This is a genomic window from Streptomyces sp. NPDC020490 (genome assembly GCF_044335305.1).
Lineage (GTDB): Bacteria > Actinomycetota > Actinomycetes > Streptomycetales > Streptomycetaceae > Streptomyces.
The window spans coordinates 188654-215202 of record NZ_JBIRUY010000003.1 but is presented as its reverse complement, the minus strand read 5'-3'; the positions used below and the strand labels follow the sequence as shown (position 1 = coordinate 215202).

The following is a 26549-nucleotide window of genomic DNA, read 5'->3' as shown; positions in this document are numbered from 1 at the left end:
CCCCTGGGGACGGGACGGGAAGGAGGTGGCAGCCCCTGGGGATGGGACGGGAAGGGGGCGGCAGCCCCTGGGGACGGGACGGGAAGGGGCGGCGGGGGCGAAACCGGCCCCCGCCGAGGTGCGTTGCCTGGACCGCCGACGCGATTCGCGCCAGTCGGCTCCGGGGAGATGTCCTCAGCCCAGGGTGACCCGGGCGATGACCGGGAGATGGTCGCTGCCGGTGGCGCGCAGGGCGCGAATGTGACCGACGGTCGCCGTACGGGCCATGACCTGGTCGATCCGGGCCACTGGGAGGACAGCGGGGAAGCTGAGGGCGAAGCCCCGTGCCGGCACGTTCATCCGTGAGGTCAGCGGGGTCAGACCGCGGTCGTCGACCGTGCTGTTGAGATCGCCGAGAAGTATCACCGTGCGCAGCCTTTCGGCGGCGACGGCCTTGCCCAGCAGGCGGGCGCTTTCGTCGCGCCAGGAGGAGGCGAGGCCGGTCGCGTGGACCCGGACCGAGGGCAGGTGCGCGACGTAGACCGCGATCTCACGGCGCCGGGTGTGGGCCACTGCCCGGAGTCCGCGGCTCCAGGGCTCCGTGATCCCGGCGGGTTTGATGTCCAGCTTCTGGACATCGCTGAGCGGGTGCTTCGACCAGAGTCCGACGGAGCCCAGCACCGCGTGGTAGGGGTAGCGCGGGGCGAGAGTTCTCTCGTAGACCGGCAGCGCCGCGGGCAGCAGCTCCTCCAGGCCGATGAGGGCGGGCCCGGCGTCGGCCAGGGAGCGGGCTGTGCCCGCGGGGTCGGTGTTCTCGTCGCTGACGTTGTGCTGCACCACGACCAGGTCGTGTCCACCGGGCTTCGTCGCGGGCAGCAGCAGCCCGCCGAAGAGGTGCGTCCATGCCGCCACCGGCAGGAGCAGGGCCACCAGCGCGACAGCCGAGCGGCGCAGCAGTGCCAGGCCGAACAGCACCGTGATCACCAGGCCGGACCAGGGCAGGAAGGATTCCAGCAGACTGCCCAGGTGCCCGGGGGTGTTCGGGACCAGCCGATGGAACGCCAGCAGCACCGCTGTCAGCACGGCCGGCGCGGCGAGCGCCCGCCCCCGCGTCCAGGACGCCCGGTGGCCCGCGCTTCCGTACGCGGGCCACCACCCCGTCGCCCGGGACGTCGCTGCCTTCACCGCCGCCGTCGCACCGCTGCCCCGCTCACTCATGGCTTCCCGTCCGCACTCCCTCTGCCCTTGCTCCCCCTCCATGACGAGCCACCCGGTGCATCAGGTTCTGTGTCTCGCAGGCGTGGCGGCACTCGTCGCCGAGGCCCGGGAGATCCGTCCGGCCCGGCGTGCGGGAACTGCCGGTCCCTCCCGGAACATGCGCAGACCCCCCGGCGACGCCGGGGGGTCCGCGGGGCTCTTGCGGGCGGCTCAGGACAGGCCGGGGCCCCGGACCGGGATGCTGGTGAACGTCGGCTGCGGCGCCGGGTCCTGGAAGAAGTCGTTGCCCTTGTCGTCGACGACGATGAACGCCGGGAAGTCCTCCACCTCGATCTTCCAGACCGCCTCCATGCCCAGCTCCTCGTACTCGAGGACCTCGACCTTCTTGATGCAGTCCTGGGCGAGGCGCGCGGCCGGCCCGCCGATGGAGCCGAGGTAGAAGCCGCCGTGCGCGGCGCACGCGTCGGTGACCTGCTTGCTCCGGTTGCCCTTGGCGAGCATCACCTTGGAGCCGCCCGCCGCCTGGAACTGCTCGACGTAGGAGTCCATGCGCCCGGCCGTCGTCGGGCCGAAGGAGCCGGACGCGTAGCCCTCGGGGGTCTTCGCGGGGCCCGCGTAGTACACCGGGTGGTCCTTGAGGTACTGCGGCATCTCCTCGCCCGCGTCCAGCCGCTCCTTGATCTTGGCGTGCGCGATGTCGCGGGCCACGACCAGCGGACCGGTCAGCGACAGGCGCGTCTTGACCGGGTACTTGGTCAGCTCGGCGAGGATCGTGTCCATCGGCTGGTTCAGGTCGATCTTCACCACGTCGGAGGACTCGTCGAGGTGCTCGTCCGTCGTCTCCGGCAGGAACCGCGCCGGGTCGGTCTCCAGCTGCTCCAGGAAGACGCCCTCGGCGGTGATCTTCGCGACCGCCTGGCGGTCCGCGGAGCAGGACACCGCGATCGCGACCGGGCAGGACGCGCCGTGCCGCGGCAGGCGCACCACGCGCACGTCGTGGCAGAAGTACTTGCCGCCGAACTGCGCTCCGATGCCGATCTTCTGGGTGAGCTCGAAGACCTTCTCCTCCAGCTCCTCGTCCCGGAAGCCGTGGCCGAGCGGCGAGCCCTCGGTGGGCAGGTTGTCCAGGTAGTGGGCGGAGGCGTACTTGGCCGTCTTCAGGGCGTACTCCGCGCTCGTGCCGCCGACGACGATCGCCAGGTGGTACGGCGGGCAGGCGGCCGTGCCCAGCGAACGGATCTTCTCCTCCAGGAACTTCATCATGGAGGCCTCGTTCAGGACGGCCTTCGTCTCCTGGTAGAGGAACGACTTGTTGGCCGAGCCGCCGCCCTTCGCCATGAACAGGAACTTGTAGGCGCCGCCGTCGGTGGCGTACAGCTCGATCTGGGCGGGGAGGTTGGAGCCGGTGTTCTTCTCCTCCCACATGGTCAGCGGAGCCATCTGCGAGTAGCGCAGGTTCAGTTTGGTGTAGGCGTCGTAGATGCCGTGGCTGAGGGTCTCCTCGTCACGGCCCTCGGTGAGCACGTTCTGCCCGCGCTTGCCCATGACGATCGCCGTGCCGGTGTCCTGGCACATCGGCAGCACGCCGGCGGCCGCGATGTTGGCGTTCTTCAGCAGGTCCAGGGCGACGAACTTGTCGTTGGCGCTGGCCTCCGGGTCGTCGATGATCCGGCGCAGCTGCGCGAGGTGGGCCGGGCGCAGGTAGTGCTGGATGTCGTGGACGGCCTCCTCGGCCAGCTTGCGCAGCGCCTCCGGCTCCACCTTGAGGAACGTCCGCCCGTCGGCCTCGAAGGTGGAGACACCTTCGGAGGTCACCAGCCGGTAGGGGGTGGTGTCCTCTCCCTGGGGGAGCAGATCGGTGTACGCGAACTCAGGCATCGTGCCCATTCCTCACTCGACGGACGGCGGCCCGTCAGCGCCGACGGGCGCTCACCAGCGTAGAACCTGCCGTCGGCGCGGAGCCTGTGAGGTTGGGCTCAGTCCCGGGCGGCACGGCGCGGCGGCACGGTTTTCCACAGGCGTGGGACGAGGGGTAGTCGCGATCTATCGCGTTTCGGTACGCTGCTGCCGTGGACCTTCAGAAGCAGCCGCCGCCCGCGCCCGCCGTCTCCGAGTTGCGCGCCTCGGACGCCGACCGCGACCGTATCGCAGACATCCTGCGCGACGCCCTCGCCGAGGGCCGCCTGACCGCCGAGGAACACGCCGAGCGGGTCGAGGAGGTCTACCGGGCCAAGACCGTCGGCCAGCTCGAGCCCCTGGTGAAGGACCTGCCGGGCGCGCACCAGCGCCGCGACGCGCCCGCGTACGCCGCGGCCCCGGGCCGTCCCCCCGCCGGCGCGATACCGGCGGACGCCGACGACAGCGTCGTCGCGGTCTTCTCCTCCGCCGCCCGCAGGGGCCGCTGGCGCGCCGGGCGCCGCATCCACGCGTACGCGGTGTTCGGCAGCGTGGAGATAGACCTCAGCGAGGCGCTCTTCGAGCACCAGCAGGTCATGATCAAGGCGATCTCGGTCTTCGGCGACATCCAGGTCCGCGTCCCGGAGAACGTGTCGCTGCGCGGCACCGGCGGCGGTGTGCTCGGCAACTTCGAGGTGGACGCGCTCGACTCGCCCGAGCCCGAGGCGCCGGTGGTCTACATCGACGGCTGGGCCGTGCTGGGCAACGTGGAGGGGCGGCCGAAGCGGGGCAAGGTCGTCGCGGACATCCTCGACCGTGTGCAGCGCAAGGTCGACAAGGGTTTGCGCAGGCACCTGGACCGTTGACGGTCGTGAACCCGGCCGCGGTCGGGCCGTCGTCCGGCCGTCGTCCGGCCGTCTCCGGCCGCTCGCGTGACATGGTGCGGGCGGCGGTGGGGGGCGGTGGCGCGGGGGCGGTGCCGGGGGCGCCGGCCGTCGGGGACTCAGTGCATAGGCACGCGTACAGCGGGTAGGCCTTGCTGCATCGTCTCTCGCTCGCGAAGCCGTCGTCAGGAGTAGACCGTGCTGCAACCGCCGCATTCGTCCCTGCAGGTAGCTGCCGTGCCGGCCCAGCGGGTGCCAGTGCGAGACAGGGACCAAGACGCGCCCTGGCACACCGAGGCGGTGTGCCGCCGCGACGAGGCCGGCCTGTTCTTCGCCCCCTCCAAGGAGCCCACCGCCGCCCGGCTGTCCCGCGAGGAGGCGGCCAAGCGCGTCTGTGCGCGCTGCCCGGTCATGGTCGAGTGCCGCGAGCACGCGTTGCTGCAGCCCGAGCCGTACGGCGTCTGGGGCGGTCTCACCGCCGCGGAGCGCCGTGTGGTCCTGGCCCGGCGCCGCCGCCGCGACATGGAGCTGAAGAAGGCCGCCAGAGCGGCCCGCATAGCGGCCGCGGGATAGCCGGCACCAACGCCGAGGGGCGCCCTCTCCGCACCAGAGGGCGCCCCTTCTCGCGCTGAGCGCGGTTGCCGCGAGCAGCCCCTGCGGGCAGCCGGCGAGTCGGCTACTTGGCCCGGTCGAAGTCGATCGCGCTGTAGGCCCGCAGCTTGCTCAGCCGGTGCTCGGAGTTGATCCGCCGCACCGTCCCGGACTTCGACCGCATCACGATCGAGTCGGTGACGGCGGTCTCGGACCGGTACCGCACGCCCCGCAGCAGCTCGCCGTCGGTGATGCCGGTCGCGACGAAGAAGACGTTCTCGCCGGAGACCAGGTCGTCGGTGGTCAGCACGCGGTCCAGGTCGTGACCCGCGTCCACCGCCCGCTGCCGCTCCTCGTCGTCCTTGGGCCACAGCTTGCCCTGGATCGTGCCGCCCAGGCACTTGACCGCGCAGGCCGAGATGATGCCCTCGGGCGTGCCGCCGATGCCGAGCAGCATGTCGACGCCGGTGCCCTCGCGCAGCGCGTAGATCGACCCGGCGACGTCGCCGTCGGAGATCAGCTTGATGCGCGCGCCGGCCTCCCGGATCTCCTGGATGAGGCCCTGGTGGCGCGGCCGGTCCAGGATGACGACGGTCACGTCCTCGGGGGTGGAGCGCTTGGCCTTGGCGACCCGGCGGATGTTCACCGAAATGGGCGCGTCGATGTCGACGAAGTCGGCGGCCTCCGGGCCGGTGACCAGCTTGTCCATGTAGAACACGGCGGACGGGTCGAACATCGACCCGCGGTCCGCCGCGGCCAGCACGGCGATCGCGTTCGGCATGCCCTTGGCGGTCAGCGTGGTGCCGTCGATGGGGTCGACGGCGATGTCGCACTCGGGCCCGGTCCCGTCGCCGACGCGCTCCCCGTTGAACAGCATCGGGGCTTCGTCCTTCTCGCCCTCGCCGATGACGACGACGCCGTTCATCGAGACCGTGGACACCAGGGTCCGCATGGCGCGCACCGCGGCACCGTCGGCGCCGTTCTTCTCGCCGCGCCCGACCCAGCGGCCGGCGGCCATCGCGGCGGCTTCGGTCACCCGGACGAGTTCCAGGGCGAGGTTGCGGTCGGGGGCTTCGCTGGGCACTTCGAGCTCGGACGGCAGATGATGGTTTTCGGTCATCGGAGCGCACCTTTCTGATACGACGACGGCCGGATGAGGGTTACCCCCGACTCTATCGTCGAGCATACAAAATGAGCAGGGGACCCCACGGATGAGCGCGCCGGACACCTGCGACCATAGGGGGCGTGGCAGGTTCGAACGGCAAGCAGAAGACGGTCCGGGACATGATCCTTTCCCTGGGCCTGATCGGGATCGCGGCGGCGGTCATCTACGTCTTCATCCCGCACGACGACTCGGCTCCGGACATCAAGCGGGTCGACTACCGGGTCGAGCTGCTCACGGCGCGCCGCGCGGCGTCGTACCCGGTCGCCGCGCCGGAGGGACTGCCGGAGACCTGGAAGGCGACCTCGGTGCGCTTCCAGGGCGACCACTTCGATTCCTGGCATCTGGGCTTCCATACCCCCGACGACCAGTACGTGCAGATCGAGCAGTCGACTCAGAAGCCGGCCGTCTTCATCGACGAGGCCAGCCAGGGCGCGCGGGCGACCGAAGTCACCCAGAAGATCGACGGCCGGACGTGGAAGCGCTACAGCGGTGGCCGGTACGACGCGCTGGTGCTCCCGGGCAAGGGCTCGACGACCGTGGTGGCGGGCACCGGCTCGTTCGGGCAGCTGACCGAGATGGCGCGCGCGCTGAAGCTGAAGTAGCCGCACCGGACGCGCCGGCGGTATGCCGCGCCGGGGAAGCACCGGAGGCACCGGACGCACCGAAGGTGCCGCCGGGTATCAGGGCGACCAGAGGCCGCCGGCGGCGCGGCTACGCTCCGTCGCGCTTCCCCTCGGCCGCTCCCCCCTCGGCCGCCGCCTCCTCCTCCGCCAGCGCCGCGTCCAGCCGCGCCCGCGCGCCCTCCAGCCAGCGCCGGCAGACCTTCGCCAGCTCCTCGCCGCGCTCCCACAGCGCGAGGGACTCCTCCAGCGTCGTCCCGCCCGCCTCCAGCCGCCGTACGACCTCGATCAGCTCGTCCCGCGCCTGCTCGTACCCGAGCGCCTCATCCGCCTTGCTGGTCATCCGCCCACCCTATGCGTCGACTCGAACCGTGAACTCGCCCTCGGCCACCCGCGCCCGCAGCGCCTCCTCGGGCGTGACCTCGTCCGGGGCGCGGACGACGTGGCCGTCCGCCCGCTGCAGCACCGCGTACCCGCGCTTGAGGGTCGCGGCGGGGGAGAGGGCCACCACACGCGCGTGCGTGTGCGTCAGCTCCGACAGGGCGCGGTCCAGCTGGTGCCCGAAGCAGCGCCGGCCCCGCTCGAGCAGCGCCTCCACGTCGCCGGCGCGTGCCTCGATCATCCGGTGCGGGTCCTCCATCGCCGGCCGCGCGAGCGCGTGCGCCAGCCCGCGCTCCTCCCGCTCCACGAACGCCGCCATGCAGCGCCGCGCCCGGTCGCGCAGCAGCCGCACCCGCTCGTACTCCTCGCCCACGTCCGGCACGACCTTCTTCGCCGCGTCGGTCGGGGTGGACGCCCGCAGGTCGGCCACGAAGTCCAGCAGCGGGTTGTCGGGCTCGTGCCCGATGGCCGAGACCACCGGCGTACGGCAGGAGGCGACCGCGCGCACCAGCTGCTCGTCGGAGAAGGGCAGCAGGTCCTCCACGCTCCCGCCGCCCCGCGCCACGATGATCACGTCCACGTCGTCGAGCGCGTCGAGCTCCTTCACGGCCTGCACGACCTGCGGCACGGCGTGCACGCCCTGCACGGCGACGTTGCGCACCTCGAAGCGGACGGCGGGCCAGCGGTGCCGGGCGTTCTCCAGCACGTCCCGCTCGGCGGCCGACGCCCGCCCGCACACCAGCCCGATCAGCTGCGGCAGGAAGGGCAGCGGCTTCTTCCGCTCGGCCGCGAACAGCCCCTCCGCGGCCAGGGACTTCTTCAGCTGCTCCAGCCGCGCGAGCAGCTCGCCGACCCCCACCGGCCGTATCTCCGCGGCCCGCAGCGACAGCTGCCCGCGCGGCGCGTACCACTCCGGCTTGGCGTGCACGACGACCCGGGCGCCCTCGCCCACCACGTCGGCGACGGCGTCGAACACCTGCCGGTAGCAGGTCACGCTCACGGAGATGTCGTACGACGGGTCCCGCAGCGTGAGGAAGACGACGCCGGCGCCGGGCCGCCGCGACAGCTGGGTGATCTGTCCCTCGACCCACACGGCCCCGAGCCGGTCGATCCACCCCCCGATGAGCCGGGAGACCTCCCCCACGGGCAGGGGCGCTTCCGCGGACGTGTTGACAGCCATGCCGCGAGGGTAACGGCCGCCACCGACAGCGCGGCCCCCCTCGGCCCCGCCTTGCCCCTGCCTCGCCCCTGCCTCGCCCCGGAGTGATCTCCGGCCCCGGACGCGGCCTTACGATGGGTGCCATGACTGCTTCGTCTGGCCGACGTGTCCTGCTCGCCGCTCCCCGGGGCTACTGCGCGGGCGTCGACCGCGCCGTGATCGCCGTGGAGAAAGCCCTGGAGCAGTACGGGGCTCCGATCTACGTGCGCCACGAGATCGTGCACAACAAGTACGTCGTGCAGACCCTGGAGAAGAAGGGCGCCGTCTTCGTCGAGCGGACGGAGGAGGTCCCGCCGGGCAACATCGTCATGTTCTCCGCCCACGGCGTGGCGCCCGTCGTGCACGAGGAGGCCGCGCGCGGCAGGCTCGCCACCATCGACGCGACCTGCCCCCTGGTCACCAAGGTCCACAAGGAGGCCGTCCGCTTCGCCAAGGAGGACTACGACATCCTCCTGATCGGCCACGAGGGCCACGAGGAGGTCATCGGCACCTCCGGCGAGGCCCCCGACCACATCCAGCTCGTCGACGGGCCCGGCGACGTCGCGAAGGTCGAGGTCCGCGACCCGTCCAAGGTCGTGTGGCTGTCGCAGACCACGCTGTCGGTCGACGAGACCATGGAGACCGTCGACGCGCTGCAGGAGAAGTTCCCGCAGATGATCTCCCCGCCGAGCGACGACATCTGCTACGCCACCCAGAACCGCCAGCTCGCGGTGAAGGAGATGGGCGCCGAGGCCGACCTGGTGATCGTGGTCGGCTCCCGCAACTCCTCCAACTCCAAGCGGCTGGTGGAGGTCGCCAAGCTCGCCGGCGCCCGCGACGCCCGCCTCGTGGACTTCGCCGACGAGATCGACGAGGCCTGGCTGGAGGGCGTGTCCACGGTCGGCGTCACCTCCGGCGCCTCCGTCCCGGAGATCCTGGTCGAGCAGGTGCTGGAGTGGCTGGCGCGGCGCGGCTTCGAGGACGTCGAGATCGTCAAGACCGCCGAGGAGTCCATCATCTTCTCGCTGCCGAAGGAGCTGCGGCGCGACCTGCGCGAGGAGGCGGCGACGCTCATCGCGGAGCGCACCGGCACCTCGGCGGAGTGACTGTCAGTCGTTCGTCGTAACGTAGAGCCATGCAGATCTTCGGCGTTGACATCGGTGGATCCGGAATCAAGGGCGCCCCTGTGGACCTCGACAGGGGCGACCTCGCGGAGGAGCGCTTCAAGGTGCTCACCCCGCAGCCGGCGACACCCGACGGGGTGGCGGACGGCGTGCGGCAGGTCGTCGACCACTTCGGCTGGACCGGCCCGGTCGGGCTGACCTTCCCGGGCGTGGTCACGGGCGGGGCGACCGTCCGCACCGCGGCGAACGTCGACAAGAGCTGGATAGACACCGACGCGCGCGCGTTGTTCACCGAGCGGCTGGGCGGGCTGCCCACCACGGTGGTCAACGACGCGGACGCGGCCGGCGTGGCGGAGATGCGCTTCGGCGCCGGCCAGGGCCGCCGGGGCACGGTCATCCTGCTGACCTTCGGCACCGGCATCGGCAGCGCGGTGTTCGTCGACGGCGTCCTCGTGCCCAACACCGAGCTGGGGCACCTGGAGCTGCACGGCCACGACGCGGAGAAGCGCGCCTCCAGCAAGGCCAAGGACGACGAGGACCTGACCTGGGAGCACTGGGCGCGCCGCGTGCAGAGGTACCTCGCCCACGTCGAGATGCTGTTCTCTCCGGAACTGTTCGTCATAGGCGGCGGCGTCAGCCGCAAGTCGCAGAAGTTCCTGCACTTCATCGAGGGCATCAAGGCGGAGATCGTCCCGGCGCAGCTGCAGAACAACGCGGGGATCGTGGGCGCGGCGATGCGGGCGGCCGAGTAGGGCCGTCGCGACGAGGCGGCCGAGTGGGGCGGCCGGGCAGTGCTGCCGAACGGGGCCTGCTCCCCTCCCGGCCCGCCGAACGGGGACTGCTCCCCTCCCGGCCTGCCGAACGGGGCCTCCTCCCCTTGCGGCCGTGGCTCACAGCCGACTCACACCGGTGGCGGATGTCGGTAGGCGGCCCCCCGGCCGGCCGGACGCAGCCCGCGCACGGCGGCGATCGCGCCGGCGACGAGGGTCCCCCCGTACAGCCAGCCCGCCTGCGTGGCGAGGGCGGTCACCAGGCCCATCAGCCGGCCGGCCGGCCCGCCTCCGCCGTCGGCCACCACGGCGAGCCCGACCGTGAAGGCGATCGGCACGACGACGGGCGCGGTCACCAGATCGCCCCGCCTGATCCACGCCGCGGTCAGTGCGCACACCGGCAGGAACAGCACGCCGTAGGCCGTCAGGGATGACCCGAACAGCACCGCGTCCACGCAGCCGAGCGCGAACATCGCCGCACAGCTGAACAGCCCGCCGCCCAGCCCGGTCAGCCGTGGGTTCGGCAGCCGCCGCGCCGCCTCGGCCGGGGCCGGCCCGGACTGCCGTACCGGTGCCCGCCGAGGCGGGGGCCGGTGGGCCGGGCGGCGCTGTCCGGGCCGCGCACCACCGACCCCGCCGCGTGCCGCCTGTGAGGGCAGCGGCGGGGTCCCGCGTCGCGGTCCGTCGTGCGGGGGTCGCGTCCTGTGATGCTCCACTGGACCAACTTAGGTCGGTTTATGTGTCGAATAGCCCCTCAGACACGCCGACGGGCACAGCTCGGCCAGGCACCGGCGCGGAACCGGGGCCGCCCCCGGCACGCCGTAGACTGGGGGATCGGCCCGCCCGCGCACCGAAGAAGGACCGGGCCCGCAGCCCAGCCCCCTCTCACGTACGGGAAGTCGCAACGTGTCGCTCACGATCGGAATCGTCGGTCTGCCGAATGTCGGCAAGTCGACCCTGTTCAACGCCCTGACCAAGAACGACGTGCTCGCGGCCAACTACCCGTTCGCCACGATCGAGCCCAACGTGGGCGTGGTCGGCGTGCCCGACCCGCGGCTGGCCAAGTTGGCCGAAATCTTCGGCTCGCAGCGCATCCTCCCAGCGACGGTCGACTTCGTGGACATCGCGGGCATCGTGCGCGGCGCCTCCGAGGGCGAGGGCCTCGGCAACAAGTTCCTCGCGAACATCCGCGAGTCGGACGCGATCTGCCAGGTCATCCGCGCCTTCAAGGACGAGAACGTCGTCCACGTCGACGGCAAGGTCTCGCCCAAGGACGACATCGAGACGATCAACACCGAGCTGATCCTCGCCGACCTGCAGACGATCGAGAAGGTCCTGCCGCGCCTGCAGAAGGAGTCGCGGATCAAGAAGGACGTCGCTCCGAAGGTCAAGGCCGTCGAGGAGGCCAAGGAGATCCTGGAGCGGGGCGACACCCTCTTCGCGCACGGCATCGTCCAGGGCACCGAGCGCAACGAGCTCCTGCACGACCTGCACCTGCTGACGGCCAAGCCGTTCCTGTACGTCTTCAACGTCGACGAGGACGAGCTGATCGACGAGGACTTCAAGAACGAGCAGCGCACCCTGGTCGCCCCCGCCGAGGCGATCTTCCTCAACGCCAAGCTGGAGGCCGACCTCGCCGAGCTGGACGAGGACGAGGCCCTGGAGCTCCTGCAGTCCGTCGGCCAGGACGAGCCCGGCCTCGCCACCCTCGCCCGCGTCGGCTTCGACACCCTCGGCCTGCAGACCTACCTGACGGCCGGCCCCAAGGAAACCCGCGCCTGGACCATCAAGAAGGGCGCCACCGCCCCCGAGGCCGCCGGCGTCATTCACACCGACTTCCAGAAGGGCTTCATCAAGGCGGAGGTCATCTCCTTCGCCGACCTGGTGGAAGCCGGCTCGGTCGCCGAGGCCCGCGCCAAGGGCAAGGCACGCATGGAAGGCAAGGACTACGTCATGCAGGACGGGGACGTGGTGGAGTTCAGGTTCAACGTCTGACTCGTTCAACGAAAGGCCGTCTGACCTGCGGCGGAGCGGGTTGGGCGAGTTGGGCCCCACAGCGCACCCTGGTGCCCTCGCTGCTCGTGGCAGCGAGGGCACCAGTCGTCAGGCGGCGCGGGCTGTGGGTAACTGCGAGGCCCACTTCGTGACCTCGGACAGGTGCTCGGGCTGCAGCCCGAGGTGTGGGTCGGGCTGGACGAGGAGAGTTGCCGTCCCCTCGGCGGTGCGCTCCGCCGCCCAGGCGTGGTCGAGACTGGTGAAGTCGTCGTCGATCCAGACGGCGGGGGCGTCCGCCAGCCAGGCGTCGACGTGGTCGCGCTTCCAGAGGTAGCCGCTGGGGTGGCTGGTGGTGATCCGGGGGCGCGGCAGGTCGACGTACGGCAGGTCCGGGAGGCCAAGTAAAGGGCCGATGAGGGTGGTGGCGTCCTGCCGCCAGCTGGTGCACCAGACGGGGGTGACCAGGCCGGTACGGATCACGTCCATGAGCAGGCGACCATGGTTGGGATCGAGCCAGACGGTGACCGGGTTGTCGGCGCTCCGGCCGGTGGGAACGACGTCGTGGCGGGCGTGGGTGGCCGGGGTCGAGCCGTCCGCGTTGGGGAAGGGTACGAGGACGCCGTCGATGTCGAGGAGCAGGTAGGGCGGGCGCATTGGTTCCTCCGGGTGAAGCCGGGGCGAATGGCTGGTCAGAGCTGGCCCGCGCCGACGAGGCCGTCGCCGCCTGGACCCAGGCCCTCGTCCTCATGGAGGGCATGACCTCCGACCGCACCCGCAAGGCGATCACTTCAATCCGCTCCACGCTCGCGGTCTATCAGCGCCGCCGCGTTCCCGGCGCCGCCGATCTCGCGCGCCGCGCCCGCGAAGCCCTCGCCTAAGACGCCGTCTCATTTGGCGTGCTGGGTAGTCTGCACCGTGTGGTGATGGTTGAGCGCATGGTGCCGGACGAGCTGTGGGAACTGTTCCAACGGGTGGTACCACCTGCTCCGACCCGGCCGCAGGGCGGAGGCCGGCGCCGGTACGGGGACCGTGAGGTCCTCGCGGCGATCATCTTCGTGGCCACGACGGGCTGCACCTGGCGGCAGTTGCCGCCGGTCTTCGGCCCTTCGGGGCCGACCGCGCACCGGCGCTTCACCGAATGGACCGCCGCTCGGGTCTGGGCGAAGCTCCACCGCGTCATCCTCGACGAGTTGGGCTCGCGCGGAGACCTGGACTGGTCGCGCTGCGCGATCGACTCGGTGAACATGCGGGCCCTGAAAGGGGGGACCTGACAGGTCCGAATCCTGTCGACCGGGGCAAGAAGGGCTCGAAGATCCACCTGATCACCGAGAGGACCGGTTTACCCCTCTCTGTCGGCATCTCCGGCGCGAACCTGCACGACAGCCAGGCACTCGAACCGCTGGTGCGCGGCATCCCGCCGATCCGCTCCCGCCGCGGCCCGCGCAGACGACGGCCCGCCAAGCTCCACGCGGACAAGGGCTACGACTACGACCACCTGCGCCGATGGCTACGCAAGCGAGGCATCCGGCACCGCATCGCCCGCAAGGGCATCGAGTCATCCACGCGGCTGGGCCGGCACCGCTGGACGATCGAGCGCACGATGTCCTGGCTTGCCGGCTGCCGTCGCCTGCACCGGCGCTACGAGCGCAAGGCCGAACACTTCCTCGCCTTCACCGCCATCGCCTGCAGCCTCATCTGCTACCGCAGACTCTCCAAATGAGACGACGTCTTAAGCGCGCCGACTAGGGCTCCGTAGGCGGCTGGGCTGATCGGCTGCGCTGGTTTCGGCGTGCTCGTCATCCCTCGTCCGACCTCCCAGTCTCTGTGCCGGGCTGCTAACGCCTGGTCAGATGATGCTACAGAGGGGAGTCGGGTGCTCACCCGCCTTCGCGTCGGATTGCCGCGTCCTGCGCGGCAGTGAGTCGAATGTCGTGCTACGAGCTGCTGGACGAGTTGCTCGATGTGGGAGGTTATGACGCCGGGTGGTTGTGGCGCCAGAAGGTGGCGAGCCACCAGCAGAGCACCGAGCGGTCATCGGGCCACGGAGTGCGGTCCTCGGCTGCCCAGTCCTCGAGAGAGTCACGTGTCAGGTCGATGGGGCGCCAGGCGGGGTCGAGCGGCTCGTCCTCGGCCGGAGGGCGGACGTACCGCCAGCTGTGCTGATCGCAGGCACCGAAGTCCTGGTTATTGCGCTGGGCCTCGATCAGGGAGACCTTGTCCGCTCCGCCGTCCATGGTCGGCCAGCGGAACTGGACCCCGTCGTCCCCCCGTCCCGCCGGTGTGCCATGGATTTCGCCGCCTCGGCACCCCCGACCAGTCCGCGGACACCAGTAAACGGCCGTTGGGGGCCAACGCATGCCAACGTGGAAAGTCCAGGTCAGAGCCCTTAAGTGGACTCCGCAGCAGGTCAGGATCAGCCCGCAGATGTTCCGCTTCAACGCCTGGCGGGTGACGTGTCGCCACGTCGTCGATCTGGCAAACGTACAGGTCGAACGGGCCCGGCCGTCCGAGGTCGGGCCCCTGGCCTCTCCCGGGACGGTGCTGGGAAGTCGCGGCCCGTGGACAATCATGGCGGAGCACTCTGCCAACGTCTATGTTACTAACATTGTTGTTAGTGACGTGCGTGGAGGTCGGCAGGCATGGTGGAGTTCGTGGGCCGTCGGCAGGAGCTGGCGACGCTGGAGCGAGAGCTGCAGAAGGTGGCGGCAGGGGTCGGCGGCGAGCGGCCCGGTCGGTGCGTGATGCTGCGCGGGCGGCGCCGGGTGGGCAAGTCGCGACTGGTCGAGCGTTTCGCGGAGCGCTCCGGAGCTCCGTTCCTGTTCTACGCGGCGACTGGTGCGTCCTCCAGGGATGATCTGGCAGGGCTGGCCCGGGACGCCCAGGCGTCGACACTGCCGTTGGCGGGGCTCGTGGCCGCCGCGCGGCCGGAGAGCTGGGACGCTGCGTTCGACGTGCTGGCCGCGGCGCTGCCCGCCGACCGGGCGAGCGTGCTGGTCATCGACGAGGTGCCGTACCTGATGGATGCCGATGGTGCCTTCGAGGGGATGCTGCAACGGGCCTGGGACCGGGTGCTGGAGACCAGGCCGGTGCTGCTGGTCCTCATCGGCTCCGATCTGTCGATGATGGAGGCTCTGAACAGCTACGGGCGACCCTTCCACCAGCGCGGCCGGGAGATGGTGCTGGGGCCTCTGAACCCCGCCGAGGTGGGGAGGATGCTCGGGCTGGAGCCGGCGGAAGCCTTCGACGCCGCGCTGGTCACCGGCGGGTTGCCGCTGATCTGCGCGGAGTGGCCGCACGGCGCGGGGCTGTGGGGCTTTCTCGGCGAGGCCCTGAATGACCCCGTCTCGGCCCTGCTGGTGTCGGCCGAGCGCTCGTTGGCCGCCGAATTCCCCCCGCATGCTCAGGCGCGTACGGTGCTGGCGGCCATCGGCAGCGGTGAGCGGACCTTCACCAACATCGCCCGTGCGGCCGGCGGAATCGGGGCCACGCCGTTGCAGCGGGCCCTGGAGCTGCTCACGCACAAGCGGATCGTCGCCGCGGAGCTGCCCGTATCGCTGCGTCCGTCGAAGGACAGGCGCTACCGGGTGGCAGATCCCTACCTGCGCTTCTGGCTGCACCTGCTCGGCCCCGCCATGGAGGAGATCGAGCGCGGGCGGGGCGATCTGACCTTGGCGCGGATCCGGGACAGTTGGACCAGCTGGCGCGGCCGGGCGATCGAGCCGCTCATCCGCGAGGCGCTCGCCCGGATACTGCCCGACGACCTGCTCCCCGCGGCGCCCGCGGTGGGCGGCTACTGGACCCGCACCAACGACGTCGAGATCGACATCGTCGGGGCGGATCGCGCCCCCATTGCCAAGGAGCTGCTCTTCGTCGGCTCCATCAAGTGGCTGGAGCAGTCGCCCTTCGACCGGCACGACCTGGCGGCTCTCCATCGGCACCGGGCCGCCCTCACCGACGAACCCGTCCCCGTCGTGGCGGTCTCGCGCAGCGGCGTCGACTGTCCGGGCCTCGATGCCGCCTACGGCCCCGGCGATCTGCTGACCGCTTGGCCGCTGTGAGTGGCGATTGCGGACGAGGCGCGGGACGGGCTGCAGGCATTGCCGGCCGAGCGCGTTCTCAGAGTCGACGAATACGTCGGCCTGCTCGCGGAGTACGCCACCGCCTCGGGTGAGCCCTGGCTTCCCTATGCAGGCCCGCTCGGGAACAGAAGCTCGTACGGCAGGTGATCGTCGTCAGGTACGCGTGGTACGTAGTCCGGGGCCGTGCGTGCGGCCACGGCCAGCAGTCGCGTGGCGGCTTCCTCCTCGGAGACGGGAGGGAGTCCAAGGGTGTGCAGGAGGCGGTCGCACTCGGCGTCGAAGTCCGGATGGTCGGCTCGCAGGTCCGAGCCGAGTTCGCTGATCGCGCAGCCTTTCGCCAGGTCGCGCCAGAAAGGCAGCACGACGACGAGGGTGATGGCCTCGATGAGATCGGCGCCGATCAGAGTGGCCTGGCCCTCGGAATCGGGATGCAGGACAACCCGCTGCTCGGCCCCGGTCTCCCCGCAGAGGAAATAGGTGCCACCGGCGCCGCATCCGGCTATCGGGTGCAGCGGCCGGCCCGACGGCAGGACAAGGTACTCGACGGGGTTCCGGCGGTCGATGTCGAAGTCACCCACCCGGCCAGGCAAGCGCGGCAGCCAGCGACGAGTCCTGCTCGAGGCGGCGGAGGAGAACGTCCGATGCGGTCATGGGCGGAAGGTAACAGTGCCCTCGGACAGCCGGACCTCACGGAGCCGTCACGCCTGCGCTCGCGACGGCTGCGACGGTGAGCCCGTGGGCCGGATCCGCGAAGTGCTGAAGCAGTGTGGACAACGTTGTCACGCGCTCGGCATAGTGGTCGACGCCCCCGCCAGACCGGAAGGACGACGGAACAGCCCCATGCCTCTGACCGACATACCGCTCGACGACCTGCTCACCTACCGCGCCGCGCACTCCGCCCCGGAGGACTTCGACTCCTTCTGGAAGGACACCCTGGAGCAGGCCCGCGCCCAGGACAGCGCTCCCCGCGTCACCCCGGTCCACGACACGCTGCTCACCTCGGTGGACGTGTACGACGTGCGCTTCGCCGGCTGGAACGGCGAGCCCGTCGCCGCCTGGCTGATCGTGCCGGCCGGAGCCGGGCAGCCGCTGCCCACGGTCGTCACCTACATCGGCTACAGCGGTGGCCGGGGCCTGCCCACCGACCATCTCCTCTTCGCCTCCGCGGGCTTCGCCAACCTCGTGGTCGACAGCCGGGGCCAGGGGCACGACACCCCGGACCGGGACGCGGGGGAGGGCACCCAGTGGGTCGAGGGGTTCATGACCCGGGGCATCGACGACCCGCGCCACCACTACTACCGGCGTCTGATCACCGACTGCGTCCGTGCCGTGGACGCCGCCCGCGCGCTGCCGCAGGTGGACGCCGACCGGATCGTGGTCCAGGGGGGAAGCCAGGGCGGCGGCCTCGCCCTGGCCGTCGCGGGGCTGGCCGGCGACCGGGTGGCGGGGCTGCTCGCGGACGTGCCGTTCCTGTGCCACTACCGGCGGGGTGCGGAGGTCGCCTCCGACGGCCCGTACGTGGAGGTGGTGAAGTACCTGCGCCGGCACAAGCCCGACGCCTGGGAGCGCGCCTTCGCGACGCTGGACTACTTCGACGGGGTGCACTTCGCCGCCCGCGCCACCGCGTCGGCGTTGTTCAGCGTGGGCCTGATGGACCCGGTCTGCCCGCCGTCCACGGTCTACGCGGCGTACAACGGGTACACCGGCGAGCGGGACATCCGCGTGTGGCGGTACGCCGACCACGGCGGCGGTTACGGCTCGACCCCGCGGGAGCACCTGGCCTGGCTGCACGCCCGGGGTCTGGCGGCCGGCGGCTCCTGACGGCATGGTCCCGGGGACCGGCCGGGTCCGGGCCATGACCCATGACTCACGACCCATGACTCATGACTCACGACCCATGACTCATGACTCACGACCCATGGCCCATGGCCCATGACCCATGGCCCATGACCCCGAAGACCCGGCCGCGGCCCGCGGCGCTGCCCGCCCCGGGCTGCGGCCGGCGCCCTGCGACCGACGTCCCGGTGAGCGGTGTGCCGTTCCGGGCGGATGGCACCCGCCACGGTGCTGGTGCCGGTGCCGGTGCCGGTGTTGGGGCAGACGCGGGCACCGGCCTCACCTCAGCGGTGGCGCCGTAGATCCGCGTGGGGTGAGTGAGGGGGTCGCGACCTGGTGGGAGGCGGGTTCCTCGCCGTCGATGACCGCGAACAGGGTCCGCGCCGCGTCGGCGCCGAAGCCGTGCACGTCGTGGCTCATCGCGGACAGCGGCGGGTGGGTCAGCCGGCACAGCTGGGAGTCGTCCCAGGCGAGCAGGGAGAGGTCGCGCGGCACCGAGAGGCCCAGTTCCGCGGCGACGGCGGCACCGGCGACGGCCATGATGTCGTTGTCGTAGAGGATGGCCGTCGGCCGCTCGGCCATGAGCAGCAGGGAACGGGTGGCGCGGGCGCCCTCCTCGCCCTCGTAACCGGTGGCGATCTGCAGGTCGTCGGAGATGCCCAGTTCCCGCGTGGCCTCGGAGAACGCCTTCGCGCGGATGGCGCTGTGGCCGAGCCCGGTGGGACCGCCGACGCGGGCGATGCGGCGATGGCCGAGGGCCGCCAGATACCGCACGGCCTCGGTGGCGGCGGTGGCGTCGTCCGTCCACACCGAGGTGAAGCCGCCCGTCAGCGACGGGTGGCCGACCGCCACCGCGGGCAGCCCGATGGCGCGCAGCGCGGGTACCCGGGGGTCGTTCTCGCGGAAGTCGACCAGGATCGATCCGCCGGTCTGCTGGCCCTGCCACCACCGCTGCTGGAGTTCGATCTCCTCGTCCACGTCCCGCACCAGGTGCAGCAGCAGCGAGCATGACCGCTCGGCCAGCACGCTCTCGACCCCGGAGATGAACTCCATGTAGAAGGGCTCCAGGCCGAGCAGCCGGGCCGGTCGGCAGATCGCGAGGCCGATGGTGTCCACCTTGGTGCCGGTCGACAGGGAGCGGGCGCGGGCGTTGGGGGCCCAGCCCAGATCCCGGGCCGCCTGGAAGATGCGGTCCCGGGTGGCGTCGGAGACCCCGGGCCTGCCGTTGAAGGCGAGCGACACCGCCCCCTTCGACACGCCGGCCCGGGCCGCGACGTCCTTGATGGTGACGCGCTGGGTGGGTGCGCTCACGCCGGTTCCACACAGAAGAGCGCCGCGCGGGCCCGTCCGGCGTCGGGGCCGGGCCAGCCGCCGACCCGGATCCTCGTCTCCTCGCCGGGGAGCAGCGTGACGAGACCGGTGTCGGCCACCGCGTCGGGGGCCAGGCGGTCGGGCTGCAGGAAGAGGTCTCGTACCAGGGTGTGCGCTGTGACCACGACATCGACTGTATCGGCATCACCGGCGATCGGTTCCACCCGGACGTCGAACCCCGGATGCGGATAGGGGAATTCACGGTCCGGCACGGGGAAGTGCACGGCGCGCAGTCCGTCCACGTCGGCGACCAGGAACTGCCCGTCGCCGGGGAGGCCGAGCGCGTCCACGGGCAGCGGGGTCCGCACCGCGTCACGCGCCGCCACCTCCACGGTGATCGGCACCTGGGCCGCCACCGTCCCGTCGGCGTTCGTCCGGCGCACGGTGACCTCGGCCCGCCAGGGCTCGGCCGACTGGTTGACCAGGCCGAGTACGACGCCCTCGGGGGCGGGCTGCAGGTTGAGCAGCCGGTCGGCGTACAGGCGCCGCAGTTCGTGGTAGAGCGGCTTGAGCCGGCCGTCCCCGTCGATGGCCGCCCAGGAGCTGACCGGCCAGCAGTCGTTCAGCTGCCATACGACGGTGCCCGCGCACCGCGGCCAGTGGGAGCGCCAGTGCTCGATGCCCGCGGCGACGGCCCGGGCCTGGACGAGCTGGGTCAGGTAGTGCCAGCGGTCGAAGGCGTCCCCGGTGCCCTCGGGCAGCACGAAGTGGTGCTCGACACCGCGGTTGAGCTTGCCGTTGCCGTCCTCGGCCTTCTGGTGGTGCAGCATGCCGGGCGAGTCGGGGGCGAGGTCCTCGCCGGGCAGCGCGCGGCGCAGGGTGGCCAGGGCGGGCGGCGCCTGCCAGCCGAACTCGGCGACGAACCGGGGCACGCTGTCGCGGTACTCGGCGAAGTCCCGGCGGTTCCACACCTCCCAGGAGTGGTGGGTGCCGTGCGCCGGGTCGTTGGGGTGGTGGTCCCAGGAACCGGACCAGGGGCTGCCCGCGGTGTACGGCCGGGTCGGGTCCAACTCGGCGACGACACGCGGCAGCAGACCGAGGTAGTACCCCTCGCCCCAGGAGTCACCGGCGAGTTCGGGCTCCCAGCCCCAGTCGCGGAAGCCCCAGAGGTTCTCGTTGTTGCCGTTCCACAGCACCAGCGAGGGGTGCGGCATCAGGCGTACGACGTTCTCCCGCGCCTCGGCCTCCACCTCGCCGCGCAGCGGCTGCTCCTCGGGGTAGGCGGAGCAGGCGAACAGGAAGTCCTGCCACACCATGAGCCCGAGCTCGTCGCACACGTCGTAGAAGGCGTCGTCCTCGTAGATGCCGCCGCCCCAGATGCGGACGAGGTCGATGTTCGCCTCCGCGGCCTGGGTGAGGCGGTGCCGGTAACGCTCCGGGGTGACGCGGGAGGGCAGGACGTCGTCGGGGATCCAGTTCACGCCGCGGGCGAAGAGGCGTACGCCGTTGACGACCAGGGTGAAGCCGGTGCCGTGCTCGTCGGCGCTGCGGTCGAGCTCGATCGTGCGGAAGCCGATCCGGCGCTGCCAGGTGTCCAGCGCGGTGTCGCCGTCGGCGAGGGTGACGGCCAGGTCGTACAGCGGCTGTTCGCCGTACCCGCGCGGCCACCACAGCCGCGGGTCGGGCACGTCCAGTTCGAGCAGCGCGTGGCCGTCCTCGAAGGTGACCTCGGTGTCCACCCCGGCCACCGACGCCCGTGCGGTCAGCGGACGGCCACCGCCGCCGGCGGTGCGTTCCACGGTGAGGTGGATCTCGACCCGGCCCCGGTTCCCGCTGACCGTGACCAGGGGCCGGACCTGGGAGATCCGGGCGGTCGACCAGTGCTCCAGGCGGACCGGCCGCCACATTCCGGCGGTGACGACGGTCGGGCCCCAGTCCCAGCCGAAGCTGCACGCCATCTTGCGGATGTACTGGGACGGTTCGGGATAGACGTTGGGCCGGTCGCCGACCGTCTTCCGTACCGCTTCCGCCTCCTCGCGGGCCGGGGCGAAACGCACCCGGAGCTCCCCGGTGCGGCCGGTGACGTCGAACCGGTGGGAGCGGTGCATGTTGCGGGTCCGGCCGAGCGGTTCCCCGTCCAGGGCGATCTCGGCCGCGGTGTCCAGACCGTCGAAGACGAGGTCGGTGCGCTCGTGCGCGGTGTCGGCCGTGAGCCGGGCGACGTAGGTCCAGGCGCGGTCGCCGACCCAGGCCACCTCGTGTTCGTTGGCGCCGATGAAAGGGTCCGGGATGAGCCCCGCGGCCAGCAGATCGCTGTGCACGCAGCCCGGTACCCGGGCGGGCAGCACCGCGTCCTCATGGCGCAGCCCCCACCCGTCGCTGAGCAGGGTGACGTCCTTCATGTGCGGCTCCCCTCACCTGATGCAAGGTCGTTCTGGTCGTGGCGCACGCCAACTTAGCTGTACCGGCAAGCGATGTCCATAAACCGGTATAGTCCTGTGCGGTACGAGCCTGTTTGGTGGGTTTTCCGCTGTTCTTGCGCAGGTCCAACCGGTCGAATTCCGCCCCATCCGGAAACCCTCGGGTAACGATTGGGTATCACGGCGAGGGGGTGAGCTTTACCGGTTCAATTGGTCGGTGCCATAGTGCCGACAGCCCAAAGGCGGGCCTGAGCCGCAAGACAGAGGGAGCTGGGGTATATGGGGAGGAAGACGCTGGCCGTCGCCGCACTGATCGCCGTCACGGCGCTCACCGCGACCGGGTGCACCGGGGCGGCGGCGACGAAGGGCGAGTCCGCCGACGCGGCGACCGACCCGGCGAAGGTGTCCGGCACCATCACGGTCCTGACACACCGCACGGACCTGGTGCAGAACGGCACGTTGAAGAAGTACGCGGCCGCGTTCAACAAGATCTATCCCAAGGTGACGGTGAAGTTCGACGGCATCACCGACTACGAGGGTGAAGTCAAGATCCGCATGAACACCGACAACTACGGTGACGTGCTGATGATCCCGAACGCGATCGCCAAGAAGGACTACCCCTCCTTCTTCGCCTCCCTCGGCAGCGCCGGTGAACTGAGCAAGAAGTACCGTTTCACCGACAAGGCGAACGTCGACGGCAAGGTCTACGGCCTCGCCACCGTGGGCAACGCCGACGGCTTCGTCTACAACAAGGCGGTCTGGAAGAAGGCCGGCATCACCGACTGGCCCACCAGCCCGAAGGAGTTCGTCGCCGACCTCAAGGCCATCAAGGCCAAGACCGGCGCGGTGCCGTACTACACGAACTTCAAGGACCTGTGGCCGCTGACCGCCGGCGCCGCGAGCGTCGGCTCGGTCACCTGCGACGCCACGGCCAACGACAAGCTGGCCACCTCCACCGCCCCGTGGGCGGCGGGCACCGACCTCAACGTCATCGACACGCTGCTCTACGACGTCGTCCACGACAAGCTCGTCGAGAAGGACCCCACGACCACCAACTGGGAGAACTCCAAGGGCATGATCGCCCGCGGTCAGATAGCCACCATGCAGCTCGGCTCCTGGGCCATCAGCCAGATGCAGAACGCGGCGAAGACGGCCGGGAAGAACCCCGACGACATCGGCTTCATGCCGTTCCCCGCGCAGACGAACGGCAAGTTCTGCAGCATGCTCTCCTCCGACTACCAGGAAGCGGTGAGCATCCACTCCAAGAACAAGGCCGCCGCGCGGGCGTGGGTCGACTGGTTCGCCGACAAGTCCGGCTTCGCGCAGAACGAAGGCTCGATCCCCACGCTCAAGTCCGGCGCCCTGCCCGACACCCTGAAGCCCTTCGAGGACAACGGTGTCACGATGCTGGAGCGGTCCGACGCCAAGAGCAGCGAGGTCAACGCCATCGACAACGCCGCCGAGATCGGCCTGGCCAAGCCCGACTACCGGCAGAAGCTGGTCGACATGGCGCGCGGCGTCCAGAAGGGAAGCCTGAAGGACTACTTCGCCGAGCTCGACAAGAAGTGGAGCGAGGCGGAGAAGACCGCGGGCTCCTGACGGACCGCGGGCGACGGGCCCGGTGACGGACTTCTCCTCGCCGGGCCCGGCCCGCCGACCGCGTCCGCGGACGACCGAAAGGCCGACATGACCCACACCACCCACAGGTCCACCGCACGCGTGGACAAGGAGAGCACCGCCGCGGGCGCCGGCGCCGGCCGGGCGACGGGCGGTTCCCGCTCCCGTCCCCGCCGCGGAGCGCTGCGCAGGGCCACCCCGTGGCTGTTCCTGCTGGTCCCGCTGGTTCTGCTGATCACGTTCACCTACGTGCCCGTGGCGAACATGATCTACTACAGCTTCACCGACTGGGACGGCGTCAGCCCGGAGATCCACCTCACCGGGACCGACAACTACGTCGAGCTGTTCACCCGGCCCGAGCTGTTCCGGGTGTTCTTCGTCAGCTTCTACTACCTGGCCGCGTCCGCCGTGCAGATCGTCGTCGCCCTGTACTTCGCGACCGTCCTGAGCTTCAACCTGCGCCTGCGCAACCTCTTCAAGGGAATCCTGTTCTTCCCGTACCTGATCAACGGCGTCGCCATCGGGTTCGTCTTCCTGTACTTCTTCCAGGACGGCGGCACCCTCGACTCGGTGCTGTCCTGGTTCGGCGCCGGCACCGACCACGCCTGGCTCTCCACCCCGACGTCCGCGAACGTCTCCCTGGCGGGCGTGTCCGTCTGGCGCTTCACCGGCCTGAACTTCGTGCTCTTCCTGGGGGCGATCCAGTCCATCCCGGGCGAGCTGTACGAGGCGGCCGAACTCGACGGCGCCTCGCGCTGGCACCAGTTCCGCTACCTGATCCTGCCGAGCATCCGGCCCGTGGTCAGCCTGAGCGTGATCCTCGCCGTGTCCGGCTCCCTGTCGGTCTTCGAGATCCCCTACATCATGACCGGCGGCGCCACCGGCACCACCACGTTCGTCATCCAGACGGTGAAGCTGGCGTTCCAGTTCAACAAGACGGGCCTGGCCTCCGCCGCCGCCGTCGTCCTGCTCCTGTTCATCCTGCTGATCACCTGGATCCAGCGCCGCCTCGTGCCCGACGAAAAGGTGGACCTCGTTTGACTTCTTCCCTCGCCTAAAAGCGGGGGACTCCAGCGGTCACCCGCTGGGGTTCCTGCTTCATTGACGACTGCCCCGTCCGGGAGGACTCCCGTTGAGGTCTTACACCGTCTCCACAGGCGGACGCCGCCAGCCCGGCGGCCAGGATGTTGCGTGCCGCGTTCACGTCGCGGTCGTGCACCGTGCCGCAGGCGCACGTCCACTCGCGGAAGTTCAGCGGCAGCCTCTCGCGGACCGTGCCGCAGGCCCCGCACAGCTTGCTGGACGGGAACCAGCGGTCGATCACGACGAGTTCGCGCCCGTACCAGGCGCACTTGTACTCCAGTATGGATCGCAGCTCCGTCCAGGCCGCGTCCGAGATGGCGCGCGCGAGCCTGCCGTTCTTGAGCAGGTTGCGGACGGTGAGGTCCTCGATCACGACCGTTTGGTTCTCACGGACGAGTCGGGTCGACAGTTTGTGCAGGAAGTCCCGGCGTCGGTCGGCGATCCGGGCATGGACGCGGGCGACCTTGCGACGGGCTTTCTCCCTGTTGGCAGAGCCTTTCTCTTTCCGCGACAGCTCGCGCTGCGCGCGGGCGAGGCGGGCGCGGTCTCGCCGTTCGTGCTTCGGGTTGGCGATCTTTTCCCCGGTGGACAGGGTCACCAGGGAGGTGATCCCGGCGTCCAGGCCGACCGCCGCATGCGTGGCTGGCGCCGGGGTGACGGTGTCTTCGCAGAGCAGGGACACGAACCAGCGTCCCGTCGCGTCGCGGGACACGGTCACCGTCGTGGGCTGCGTACCCTCCGGGAGAGGGCGCGACCAGCGGATGTCCAGGGGCTCGGCCATCTTGGCCAGCGTCAGTCGCCCGTCGCGCCACTTGAAGGCGCTGCGGGTGTACTCGGCCGACGCGCGGGACTTCTTGAGCGACTTGTAGCGCGGGTACTTCGCGCGCTTGGCGAAGAAGTTGCTGAACGCCGTCTGAAGGTGCCGCAACGCCTGTTGGAGCGGTACGGAGGACACCTCCGTCAGGAAGGCCAGCTCCTCGGTCTTCTTCCACTCCGTGAGCGCGGCGGAGCACTGCACGTAGGAGATCCGGCGCTGCTCGTCGTGCCAGGCCCGGGTGCGCTCCTCCAGCGCCTTGTTGTACACGAGGCGGACACAGCCGAACGTGCGCGACAGCTCCGCCGCCTGCTCGTTCGTGGGGTAGAAGCGGTACTTGAACGCCCGTTTGACCTGCCGTGTCACGCCTCGCACGCTATCAGTCATTCTGTGAGTGGCCGGGACCGGTCGGTTGGCGGTGGACGCCCGTCCGCCTTGGCGGCGAACCGGCCTCTCCTGCCCTGCTCCGCAGCAGCTTTGTTCCTCCCCCGCAAGCGGGAGGTATCCCTATCCCGGCCTGACGGCCGGGGTATCCACGAAAGAAGGCTCCGATGACCGCCAACGCGGTGGACGGCCGTCGCCCCCGGGGCATCGGCTCGGCCCTCATCTATCTGTCCCTGGTCCTGGCCTCGCTGGTGGTCCTGATCCCGCTGGCCGTGGTGTTCCTCACCTCGCTGAAGACGGCGAAGGAGGCGACCGACGGAGGCGGCGCGTTCCAGCTCCCCGGCAACTGGCTGAACTTCTCCAACTACGTCACCGCCTTCCGTGACGGCCAGATGCTGACGGCGTTCGGGAACACCGCGTTCATCCTGCTGTTCTCCATCACCGGCACGGTGATCATCGGCTCGATGACCGCGTACGCCATCGACCGCTTCCACTTCCGCGGCAAGAAGCTGGTCATGGGGCTGTTCCTGGTCGCCACCCTGGTGCCGGGCGTGACCACGCAGGTCGCCACCTTCCAGGTGGTCAACAGCTTCGGCCTCTTCGACACCCGATGGGCGCCGATCCTGCTCTACATGGGCACCGACATCGTGTCCATCTACATCTTCCTGCAGTTCATCCGCTCCATCCCGGTCTCCCTCGACGAGGCCGCCCGGCTCGACGGCGCGAACGCGCTCACCATCTACTGGCGGATCATCTTCCCGCTGCTCAAGCCGGCGATCGCCACCGTCGTCATCATCAAGGGCATCACGGTCTACAACGACTTCTACATCCCGTTCCTCTACATGCCCTCCGAGGACCTGGGCACCATGTCCACCGCCCTGTTCCGCTTCAAGGGCCCCTTCGGCGCCCACTGGGAGGACATCTCGGCCGGCGCGATCCTCGTCATCGTGCCCACGCTCGTCGTCTTCCTCTTCCTCCAGCGCTACATCTACAACGGGTTCGCGCGGGGCGCCACGAAGTGAACCGGGGCCGCCGGGACCCGCGTTCGACGCGCTCCGGGCGGCGGGGGGGGGCGGCCGCGGGCGGCGGGCCGGCCCCCCCCCCCCCCCCCCCCCCCGCCCCCGGCCCCCCCCCCGCCCCCCCGCCCCCCGCCCGCCGGGGGGCCCCCCCCCCCCCCCCCCCCC

Annotated in this window: 24 protein-coding genes and 1 pseudogene; 13 read left to right on the top strand and 12 right to left on the bottom strand. The window is 70.7% G+C overall.

Annotation, left to right across the window (positions count from 1 at the left end; all coding sequences use genetic code 11):
• Positions 1-174: 174 nt before the first annotated feature.
• Together ACH4ZX_RS05840 and ACH4ZX_RS05835 are read right to left on the bottom strand one after the other, a co-directional pair.
• Positions 175-1197, bottom strand: a complete 1023-nt coding sequence (locus tag ACH4ZX_RS05840; protein WP_398268055.1) for an endonuclease/exonuclease/phosphatase family protein — start codon at positions 1195-1197, stop codon at positions 175-177.
• A 210-nt stretch (positions 1198-1407) separates the two neighbouring features.
• The gene (locus tag ACH4ZX_RS05835; RefSeq protein WP_398268052.1) at positions 1408-3084 is read right to left on the bottom strand and encodes a fumarate hydratase; all 1677 of its coding nucleotides are present in this window, start codon (positions 3082-3084) and stop codon (positions 1408-1410) included.
• A 182-nt stretch (positions 3085-3266) separates the two neighbouring features.
• Here ACH4ZX_RS05835 and ACH4ZX_RS05830 point away from each other — a divergent pair, with 182 nt between their 5' ends.
• Positions 3267-3959: a DUF1707 domain-containing protein gene (locus ACH4ZX_RS05830; protein ID WP_398268049.1), complete on the top strand. Its 693-nt coding sequence runs from the start codon at positions 3267-3269 to the stop codon at positions 3957-3959.
• 216 nt (positions 3960-4175) lie between these two features.
• Positions 4176-4550, top strand: coding sequence for a WhiB family transcriptional regulator (locus ACH4ZX_RS05825; RefSeq protein WP_360742045.1), 375 nt, complete (start codon positions 4176-4178; stop codon positions 4548-4550).
• 103 nt (positions 4551-4653) lie between these two features.
• Here ACH4ZX_RS05825 and glpX read toward each other — a convergent pair whose 3' ends face one another.
• Positions 4654-5688 carry a class II fructose-bisphosphatase gene (gene glpX, locus ACH4ZX_RS05820; protein WP_398268045.1) on the bottom strand — a complete coding sequence of 345 codons (1035 nt, stop codon included), beginning with the start codon at positions 5686-5688 and terminating at the stop codon, positions 4654-4656.
• A gap of 125 nt (positions 5689-5813) precedes the next feature.
• Here glpX and ACH4ZX_RS05815 point away from each other — a divergent pair, with 125 nt between their 5' ends.
• Entirely contained in the window at positions 5814-6335 is a 522-nt protein-coding gene (locus ACH4ZX_RS05815; protein WP_398268042.1) for a DUF4245 domain-containing protein, read from the top strand.
• 109 nt (positions 6336-6444) lie between these two features.
• On the opposite strand, the gene ACH4ZX_RS05810 is transcribed toward ACH4ZX_RS05815, so the two are convergent.
• Both ACH4ZX_RS05810 and xseA read right to left on the bottom strand, forming a co-directional pair.
• Positions 6445-6696: an exodeoxyribonuclease VII small subunit gene (locus ACH4ZX_RS05810; RefSeq protein WP_398268039.1), complete on the bottom strand. Its 252-nt coding sequence runs from the start codon at positions 6694-6696 to the stop codon at positions 6445-6447.
• A 9-nt stretch (positions 6697-6705) separates the two neighbouring features.
• The gene (xseA, locus tag ACH4ZX_RS05805) at positions 6706-7914 is read right to left on the bottom strand and encodes an exodeoxyribonuclease VII large subunit (protein WP_398268037.1); all 1209 of its coding nucleotides are present in this window, start codon (positions 7912-7914) and stop codon (positions 6706-6708) included.
• Positions 7915-8027: 113 nt separating this feature from the next.
• On the opposite strand from xseA, the gene ACH4ZX_RS05800 reads away from it, so the two are divergent.
• On the top strand, positions 8028-9038 hold the full coding sequence (locus ACH4ZX_RS05800) for a 4-hydroxy-3-methylbut-2-enyl diphosphate reductase (protein WP_398268034.1): 1011 nt from the start codon (positions 8028-8030) through the stop codon (positions 9036-9038).
• A gap of 29 nt (positions 9039-9067) precedes the next feature.
• Positions 9068-9808 carry a polyphosphate--glucose phosphotransferase gene (gene ppgK / locus ACH4ZX_RS05795; RefSeq protein ID WP_360742028.1) on the top strand — a complete coding sequence of 247 codons (741 nt, stop codon included), beginning with the start codon at positions 9068-9070 and terminating at the stop codon, positions 9806-9808.
• A 149-nt stretch (positions 9809-9957) separates the two neighbouring features.
• On the opposite strand, the gene ACH4ZX_RS05790 is transcribed toward ppgK, so the two are convergent.
• Positions 9958-10299: a DUF6542 domain-containing protein gene (locus ACH4ZX_RS05790; protein WP_398268031.1), complete on the bottom strand. Its 342-nt coding sequence runs from the start codon at positions 10297-10299 to the stop codon at positions 9958-9960.
• 433 nt (positions 10300-10732) lie between these two features.
• Between ACH4ZX_RS05790 and ychF the strand changes: the two genes are divergently transcribed.
• A complete protein-coding gene (gene ychF / locus ACH4ZX_RS05785) occupies positions 10733-11821 on the top strand; it encodes a redox-regulated ATPase YchF (protein WP_398268028.1) in 1089 nt (362 codons plus the stop codon).
• 108 nt (positions 11822-11929) lie between these two features.
• Here ychF and ACH4ZX_RS05780 read toward each other — a convergent pair whose 3' ends face one another.
• The gene (locus ACH4ZX_RS05780) at positions 11930-12475 is read right to left on the bottom strand and encodes an HAD domain-containing protein (RefSeq protein ID WP_398268025.1); all 546 of its coding nucleotides are present in this window, start codon (positions 12473-12475) and stop codon (positions 11930-11932) included.
• Between the two features lie 44 nt (positions 12476-12519).
• Here ACH4ZX_RS05780 and ACH4ZX_RS05775 point away from each other — a divergent pair.
• Together ACH4ZX_RS05775 and ACH4ZX_RS05770 are read left to right on the top strand one after the other, a co-directional pair.
• Positions 12520-12699, top strand: a pseudogene (locus ACH4ZX_RS05775) (tetratricopeptide repeat protein); the annotation flags it as partial.
• Between the two features lie 45 nt (positions 12700-12744).
• Positions 12745-13541, top strand: a protein-coding gene (locus ACH4ZX_RS05770; RefSeq protein ID WP_398268022.1) for an IS5 family transposase whose coding sequence is annotated in 2 segments (ribosomal slippage) — positions 12745-13080 and positions 13083-13541 — 795 coding nt in all. Because the reading frame shifts where the segments join, the coding sequence is not laid out codon by codon here.
• A 250-nt stretch (positions 13542-13791) separates the two neighbouring features.
• On the opposite strand, the gene ACH4ZX_RS05765 is transcribed toward ACH4ZX_RS05770, so the two are convergent.
• The gene (locus ACH4ZX_RS05765; protein ID WP_398268019.1) at positions 13792-14178 is read right to left on the bottom strand and encodes a CPCC family cysteine-rich protein; all 387 of its coding nucleotides are present in this window, start codon (positions 14176-14178) and stop codon (positions 13792-13794) included.
• Between the two features lie 282 nt (positions 14179-14460).
• On the opposite strand from ACH4ZX_RS05765, the gene ACH4ZX_RS05760 reads away from it, so the two are divergent.
• Entirely contained in the window at positions 14461-15879 is a 1419-nt protein-coding gene (locus tag ACH4ZX_RS05760) for an ATP-binding protein (RefSeq protein ID WP_398268016.1), read from the top strand.
• A gap of 125 nt (positions 15880-16004) precedes the next feature.
• On the opposite strand, the gene ACH4ZX_RS05755 is transcribed toward ACH4ZX_RS05760, so the two are convergent.
• A complete protein-coding gene (locus ACH4ZX_RS05755; protein WP_398268013.1) occupies positions 16005-16478 on the bottom strand; it encodes a hypothetical protein in 474 nt (157 codons plus the stop codon).
• A gap of 262 nt (positions 16479-16740) precedes the next feature.
• On the opposite strand from ACH4ZX_RS05755, the gene ACH4ZX_RS05750 reads away from it, so the two are divergent.
• Entirely contained in the window at positions 16741-17721 is a 981-nt protein-coding gene (locus ACH4ZX_RS05750) for an acetylxylan esterase (protein ID WP_398268010.1), read from the top strand.
• 294 nt (positions 17722-18015) lie between these two features.
• Here ACH4ZX_RS05750 and ACH4ZX_RS05745 read toward each other — a convergent pair whose 3' ends face one another.
• Positions 18016-19047, bottom strand: coding sequence for a LacI family DNA-binding transcriptional regulator (locus ACH4ZX_RS05745; RefSeq protein ID WP_398268007.1), 1032 nt, complete (start codon positions 19045-19047; stop codon positions 18016-18018).
• Positions 19044-21449: a glycoside hydrolase family 2 protein gene (locus ACH4ZX_RS05740; RefSeq protein WP_398268004.1), complete on the bottom strand. Its 2406-nt coding sequence runs from the start codon at positions 21447-21449 to the stop codon at positions 19044-19046. Before ACH4ZX_RS05740 ends, ACH4ZX_RS05745 begins: the two co-directional genes overlap by 4 nt.
• 297 nt (positions 21450-21746) lie before the next feature.
• Between ACH4ZX_RS05740 and ACH4ZX_RS05735 the strand changes: the two genes are divergently transcribed.
• Both ACH4ZX_RS05735 and ACH4ZX_RS05730 read left to right on the top strand, forming a co-directional pair.
• Positions 21747-23066 (top strand): ABC transporter substrate-binding protein, encoded by a 1320-nt coding sequence (locus tag ACH4ZX_RS05735; RefSeq protein WP_398268001.1) that lies wholly within the window; start codon positions 21747-21749, stop codon positions 23064-23066.
• Positions 23067-23153: 87 nt separating this feature from the next.
• On the top strand, positions 23154-24125 hold the full coding sequence (locus ACH4ZX_RS05730; protein WP_398267998.1) for a carbohydrate ABC transporter permease: 972 nt from the start codon (positions 23154-23156) through the stop codon (positions 24123-24125).
• A gap of 13 nt (positions 24126-24138) precedes the next feature.
• On the opposite strand, the gene ACH4ZX_RS05725 is transcribed toward ACH4ZX_RS05730, so the two are convergent.
• Positions 24139-25347, bottom strand: a complete 1209-nt coding sequence (locus tag ACH4ZX_RS05725; protein WP_398267995.1) for an RNA-guided endonuclease InsQ/TnpB family protein — start codon at positions 25345-25347, stop codon at positions 24139-24141.
• A 185-nt stretch (positions 25348-25532) separates the two neighbouring features.
• Here ACH4ZX_RS05725 and ACH4ZX_RS05720 point away from each other — a divergent pair, with 185 nt between their 5' ends.
• Complete coding sequence (locus ACH4ZX_RS05720; RefSeq protein WP_398267992.1) at positions 25533-26387, top strand: carbohydrate ABC transporter permease; 855 nt, start codon at positions 25533-25535, stop codon at positions 26385-26387.
• The last annotated feature ends 162 nt before the right edge of the window (positions 26388-26549 follow it).